This window comes from Archangium sp. (assembly GCF_036389735.1).
Taxonomy (GTDB): Bacteria; Myxococcota; Myxococcia; order Myxococcales; family Myxococcaceae; genus Archangium.
In genome coordinates this window covers 23,241-29,240 of the sequence record NZ_DASVWK010000061.1, presented here as the reverse complement: position 1 = coordinate 29,240, position 6,000 = coordinate 23,241, and the positions used below count along the sequence as shown (strand labels likewise).

At 71.2% G+C, this 6,000-nt stretch carries 4 protein-coding genes and 1 pseudogene; all 5 read right to left on the bottom strand.

The window, feature by feature from the left end; translation table 11 throughout:
- Positions 1–2,792 (bottom strand): annotated as a pseudogene (locus VF794_RS02350) (pilus assembly protein PilY); the annotation flags it as partial.
- 19 nt (positions 2,793–2,811) lie between these two features.
- Positions 2,812–3,324, bottom strand: coding sequence for a hypothetical protein (locus VF794_RS02345; protein ID WP_331107275.1), 513 nt, complete (start codon positions 3,322–3,324; stop codon positions 2,812–2,814).
- A 4-nt stretch (positions 3,325–3,328) separates the two neighbouring features.
- Complete coding sequence (locus VF794_RS02340; protein ID WP_331107273.1) at positions 3,329–4,549, bottom strand: PilW family protein; 1,221 nt, start codon at positions 4,547–4,549, stop codon at positions 3,329–3,331.
- Between the two features lie 2 nt (positions 4,550–4,551).
- Positions 4,552–5,103 carry a type IV pilus modification PilV family protein gene (locus VF794_RS02335; RefSeq protein WP_331107271.1) on the bottom strand — a complete coding sequence of 184 codons (552 nt, stop codon included), beginning with the start codon at positions 5,101–5,103 and terminating at the stop codon, positions 4,552–4,554.
- Between the two features lie 14 nt (positions 5,104–5,117).
- The gene (locus VF794_RS02330; protein WP_331107269.1) at positions 5,118–5,777 is read right to left on the bottom strand and encodes a pilus assembly FimT family protein; all 660 of its coding nucleotides are present in this window, start codon (positions 5,775–5,777) and stop codon (positions 5,118–5,120) included.
- Positions 5,778–6,000: the final 223 nt, after the last annotated feature.

Genomic DNA, 6,000 nt, shown 5'->3' with positions numbered 1-6,000 from the left:
CGCCACGGGCCCTCCGGGTCCGCCATGGCCACCGGGCCGATGGGCGGCGGACGGGGTGAGAAGTGGCCATCGCTCTCGCCGAGCTGGAGCGCGAGCGGGTCGCACGGCTGCGGCCACATCCACAGGAAGTCCCCCTTCTGGGCTGGCGCGCGGCCGGCCTGTGCCGCGCCCGGGCTGGGCAGCAGCGCCGTCACGTCCAGCGCGAAGCGGTGCACCCCGCCCGTGCCCGAGCCCACGACGGCCACGGTGCGGAACTCGCTGGCCTGCTTCTTCCCGTCGGCCATCGCGTCGCCCGGAGTGCCCACTCCGTCCAGCCACACCTCGCGCACCATGGGCGTGCCGTCCACGAACCAGCCGTGCCGGCCCAGCTTGGGCATCAGCCGGGGCAGCAGGTCCGGCGGGACGAAGGCCCACAGCTCCTCGCCCGTGCCCTCGTCATGTTGGGGCAGGCCGGTGATGGGGTCCTCCCCCGTGCGGCGCCCGTTGTGGAAGGCGTGGAGCATGCCGCCGTTGGAGCCCACCAGCACCACCCGGTCCCGGTCCTTGTGGCGCGCCACGTACTCGTCATAGGCGCCCTGCGTGCGGCTCGTGCCCGACAGCGCGTAGGTCTGCTGCGGCGTCCGGCCGTCGTGGAGCGTCTGGAGGCACTGCTGCGAGAAGCCACAGAAGGCCCGCGGCATGGGCGGCTCCACGCTCTGCGGCGCCGAGTGGAAGATGTCGTGCAGCAGGAAGGGCCGGTCGAAGTCGCGCCGGGCCACGTCCGCGTTCAGCAGGTCCGCGCCACGGTAGTAGCGGATGACGGCGCGGGTGCAGTCGTCCGGGCCCAGCTTCTCGCCGGCCACCGTGCACCCGCCCTCGCCGATGCCGAGGGAGGCGCGCAGCGCGGAGGCGTTCTCCTCGGTGAAGGCCACCGGCGTGTCGTGGGTGTCGATGCGCCCGTCCGGACCGGCGCCCCCCGGGCCCCCGTTGTCCACGATGGTGTAGATGTTGCGCGTCTTCCACCGCTGCGTCGGCGCCGATGTGGACTTGAGCTGCTGGCCCGCCTCCCAGAAGGGACGCGCCGGAACCAGTCGGTCCTTCAGCTTCACGAAGTCGCCCAGCTCGTTCTCCACGACGGCCTCGCCGTCCGCGTCGATGAGGTGGAGGTCCTCGCAGTCCTTGTCGGCGTTGAGGTCCTTCGGGTCTCCCCCCGGCTGGGTGGCCAGCGCGGGCTTGCAGCCGAGCAGCAGCTCCGAGGCGAGCTTGTAGCGGTAGAGGTAGCCGCGCCACGACTCGTCCCGGTCCCGACCCGGGCGCAGGCGGGGCACCAGCGTGCCGCCCGCCCCGGACAGCTGCGTGCCGGACACGGACGCCGCCGAGAAGGAGGTGGCGCGCCGGTCCACGTTGGCGATGATGTCCTGGAGGGCCTTCTTCAGCCCCGCGCCATCATTGGCCTGGTGGTAGAGGCCGCCTCCCACCCGGGCGGCGTTCTTGAGGATGTTGGCGTTCACCCCGAAGCCGATGGCGTGGATGGTGAGGCTCTGCCGGCCGGCGGTGTCGAAGTCGCCCACCACCTCCGGGCTGCCGCGCTGGAGATCCTCCGTGGCGAGCAGCTTCGCCACGTCATCCAGCTTGTGCTGCGCGTCCTCCGCGCAGGGCTCCGTGGCGGGACACGTCACCGGGCCGCCGTTGAGGCGCTCGATGCTCGCGGCGGGGACATGGTCATCGGCGCTCGGCTCGCCGTCGGTGACGATGACGATGGAGGTGGCCTGGCAGCTCCAGCACCAGCTGCGCTCCGGGCGCGCGAGGGCCGCGTTCTGGAAGCCCGACTTGAGGTAGCTCGCGTCGAAGCCGAAGGTGTCCGTGTAGAGGCCGTTGCTCGAGGAGAAATACTGCCCGAGGTTGAGGAGCGACTCGGCCAGCGGGGTGGCGGCCTTGAAGCGCAGCCCGTCCACGGCCGAGAGGTAGCTGGGGCGCACCGTCTGGAAGGCGGTGGGGTCCGCGCGGAGCTGTTCGCACGAGGGGCCCTGCGGCGTGGCCATCAGCGCGCCGTGCACCGAGTTGTCCGCGTCGAAGTAGCTGATGCCCACGCGCACCCGCCGCATGTCCTTGAGGATGGACTTGAGCGTGGCCTTGGCCGTCACGTACTTGGGCGGGTTGAAGTTGAGGAAGCGCCCGGTGAAGACGAAGGTGAGGCGCCGCGGGTCCGTGCCCGGCCTGGCGCCCGTCGCTCCCGGTCGCTTGTAGAAGCCCTTCGTCTGGAGGCAGGAGAGGCACGCGTTGTAGAGCGCCCGCGTCGGGTCCGTGGACGTCGAGTGCTGGGCCGCGCAGGCCTCTTCCTTCGTGTTCCAGTTGGAGGTCGGGTTGTTGAGGTCCTCCCAGAACATGTAGGCGTAGAGCTTGTCGTCGCGGAACAGGTTGGCGTGGTCCGGGTCCGGCACCGGGTAGGCGACGTTCGGGTCCCACCCGTTGGCGTTCTGGACCGCGAGCAGGTCCGGCTGGGTGCAGCCGTCGCCCGAGGCGAAGAAGGTCTCGTGGTCCCCCTCCTTCACCTGGGGCAGCTCGCGCATGGACGCCGAGGTGTCGATGAGGAAGTGGACGTTGGGCGGGGTGCCCTCGCTCATGAAGAAGCGCTCGTCCCCGGTGAGATCCTCGCCGCGCAGGGCGTCGGAGGTCATCGCGGTGGTGAGCTGGCAGCAGGCGGCCTTCGGCTCGGCGGGCTCCGTCTGGGCGGATGCGGACGGCGCCAGCAGGGGCGTGAGCAGGAAGAGCGCGGTGGAGAGCAGGCGGTACGGAGTGCGCCGGGCAGTCATGGGGATTCCTGGGGGAAGGCTACTGAAGGCCGACACGGACGACGAACTCGACCTCGCGCTCGGGGCCGCCCGGGTACTCCTGGCAGAGCGCCGTGACGGAGTACCAATAGGCACCCTCGGCGGCGTCACCGAGCGTGTTGCTGATGTCCCGCGCCGAGTCGCGTGAGGCGCCCACGGCATTGGCCGGCAGGCGCTCCACATGCGTCAGCGTGGGAGCCGCGGGGCCACCGGGCGCGGGCGTGGCGGGCGTGCCGGTGTAGTGGCCCGAGAGGATGAGGCCCTGGCCGTACGCCTCGGTGAGCCGCACCTGATTCGTGTTGCCCGGGGTGAGCACCCGCAGGCGCGCGAGGAAGAGGTTGCGCGCCGCCTGGGTGCAGGCGGAGAGCGAGTCGTCGCGCGTCTGGAGCACCGCGGCGTTGCGCTCGGTGCCGGTGAAGGTGATGGCCCCCCCCACCAACAGGGTGCAGAGGACCACGACGATGAGGGCCATCACGAGGGCCATGCCTCGCTGGGCCTTGGGACGGGAGCACATGGGCTCAACCTCCTCCCCGGTGGACGGGGATGAATTGGGAGCGCATCAGAAGGTTCTTGGGCGTGACGGCCTCGCGCAGCACGGCGCGGGTGAAGCCACCGCCACGCGGGTCGAAGGGCTGGGCGGGCGTGCCCAGGTTCTCCAGCTGGCGCCAGGGCGTGGCGCCGGAGGGCAGCGCGGGGCCCTCGGAGCCCGTGGCTCCCGGGGTGCGCACATCGTCTCCCGGGCGCTGGGTGTCTCTCTGGGTGCTGCGCGCCACGAGCGTCAGGCGCACCTGGCGGATGTTGGCCGGGTGCGAGGTGAGGCGCCGAGGCGAGGCATACGCATCCCGCAGGCGCGGCCTGTCCGTCTCGGGCGTCCCGGTGTGCCACTGCTCGCCCCAGGGCACCGCGCCGTCCACGCCCACGAGCGTCGGCGCCGCGTCTCCCAGGGTGTTGAGGATGTAGGCCACCTGGAGCTGCTCGATGCCCACGGCGATGGGCGTGGCGTCGGCCTTGTCGATGCCGCCATCCCCGTTGATGTCCAACCCCCGGTGCAGCATGAGGTAGGGCGTGGTGCTCGGCGTGGCCGGATCTCCGTCATCGTCGAAGGCGGCGACGTAGAAGCTGGTGCGCTCCACCTTCACCACCACCGGCGGCTCGCCGTCGTGGAAGCACGACGCGTCCAGCCGGGCCTGCTCGCGGAAGAGCGCGCCGGGAGGCCCCGCGGGCGAGTCCACCGGCGCCGGAGTGGTGTCCAGCTTGACGGAGGTGGCACTGGACGAGGTGGTCTCCGCCACCGTCACATAGGCGTACTGGACGGCGCCGGGGCAGAGGACGAGGAGGATCTCCCCCTTGCGCAGGGGCCGTTGCAGCTCGCGGTCGAAGCGCAGGAAGTCCGTGCCCACGCTGGTGGCGAGGCGGCGGAAGTACAGGTCGCGCGAGTGGACGGAGAGGCCATCCGGGAAACCGTCGCCGCGCGCATCTCCGGCCGCGTCATACGAGTCATAGGCGAGCACGGCCCGGTCCGGGTCCACGCCATAGCCCGCGTTGCGCACGTGCCGCTCCATGTAGCCGAGCGCCTGACGGACACTGGACTGCACCGCGCGCCGGCTGGCGTGGGCCTGGTACTGCGAGGCCTGCGAGACGAAGACGAGGCTGATGCCGGTGAGCACGAGGGCACCGATGGCGGTGCCGACGAGCAACTCGACGAGGGTGAAGCCCCGAGGGCCCTGTGGCGCGCGCATGCTCAAATCTCCGGAATGGCCGCGCCGCCCCGGCCCAGGGCCTGGGGGTTGAACTTCACGGCCCAGACGTTGACCTGCTTGGTGCCGCCGGCCGTGGTGGGGAAGCGCACCATCACCAGGATGCGGCGGGCCTCGAGGCTGCCGTCCGAGCCCTTCACGGGTGCCACCCGCCAGGCCACCTCGTACTGGCCCTCGGCGCTCACGCTGGCGTGTGCCGCCCCGAGCAGCGGGCGCCCCCCGACGAGCGCTACCGCGTCCGAGAGCTTCACCCGTCCATCCGCCTCGTCGAAGCGCGTGAAGCGCGGATCCGCCGGGTCGATGGTGCTCTCGGCGGACAGCAGCGCGTGGTGGAAGGGCACACGCTCGAAGGAGTCCACCAGGTCGCGGGCGATCTTGCTCGCGGTGGACTGGCGCCGGGCCAGCCCGTTCTGCTGGCTGGCCAGGACGTTCATCTGAAGCACGCCGAGGATGCCGATGGAGAAGACGGCGAGCGCCGCCATGGCCTCGATGAGGCTGAAGCCGTGGACTGGAGAGGCGCGAGGAGTCGGAGACATGGTGACGGGTCCTCCTAGAAGACGCGGATGGCACCGGCCGGCGCGGCGACGACCACCAGCCGGGGAATGCCGGACTGGACGCCACGCGAGTCGGGCGCGAAGGCGATGACGCCTCCCGCCTCGGCGCTGCCCGTGAGGAAGCGCACGGTGCCATCGGGGGAGAATCGGATGACGCCACGAGCGCCCCCGGTGCCCGCGGTGCAGAAGGTGCAGCCGCCGAGCAGCCGGCCCGAGCCGGAGGGGGTGAGCGTGATGGTGGCGAAGGGCGCGGGCAGGGGCCGGAGGCCGGGCCGCGAGAGGTCCACGAAGCCCAGGCCGCTCTCGCGTGAGAGCCGGAGCCGCTCGTGCACGGTGCCGCGGACCAGGGCCGGGTTCAGCACGTCATCGCTGGCCCAGTTGTACGCGCCGACCGAGTCCGGCCGCTCCAGCAGGTACGCGCCGAAGTCGGTGCCATCGTCATGGAAGACGACGTAGTGCGGCACGCCCATGCTGGTGGCCCGCATCTGTGCGGCCGTGTACAGCGCCCCCACCTCGAAGGCGGCGTTGCTGACGCGAGCGCGCGCGGTGCCATGGAACACCGCCACGCCCGCGAGCGTCGCCAGCACACCGAGGATGGCGACCGCCACCAGCAGTTCGATGAGAGTGAAGCCAGCGGACTGGGACCGGGTGGACACGCGGAACCTCCTTCCGCCCGGCTGCTTGTGCAAAGCGTGGCCCACCCGTCCCACGGGGAGGGAGTACCTGGCCAAGTCCTCGGAACGAGAGGGAAGTTCCCTCCTCAAGGTGACCGCAGGAGTTGCCCAGGGCTCCCCTTTCTACCGGAACGGAATTTCCCTTCTTGTAACGATTGCACCCCTGCCTGCCCTTTTCCTTCCAAGGACTCCCGAGGTGGGCACG